Raw genomic sequence first — 311 nt, forward strand, 5'->3', positions numbered from 1 at the left:
CTACAGTCGTTGGTCCTCGTGGGCATAGTAAGGCAGTTTTATTAACTTTAATCGATCGCAAATCACGGTTCCTTTGGGCATACCGGTTAAAAGATCGGACGACAGCGACTGTTAATGAAGCCCTAACTAAGTTCCTAACCACTTTTAATGGTCCGGTGCACAGCTTTACGGTGGACCGTGGCACTGAGTTTAGTGGGCTAGTATCACTTGAATCACAATATGGTATTAAGACCTATTACTGCCATGCTTATACGCCAGCTGAACGTGGTAGTAATGAACGCTTTAATCGGAATTTACGTTATTTTTATCCT

Annotated in this window: 1 protein-coding gene; it reads left to right on the forward strand. The window is 43.1% G+C overall.

Going from position 1 to position 311, the window contains the following annotated elements:
- Window positions 1–311 (forward strand): IS30 family transposase (locus IV36_RS12005; protein ID WP_156648671.1); only part of this gene is annotated, 311 nt, incomplete at both ends.

The sequence above is a fragment of the Liquorilactobacillus mali genome (assembly GCF_001437155.1).
In the GTDB taxonomy this organism is placed as follows: domain Bacteria; phylum Bacillota; class Bacilli; order Lactobacillales; family Lactobacillaceae; genus Liquorilactobacillus; species Liquorilactobacillus mali_A.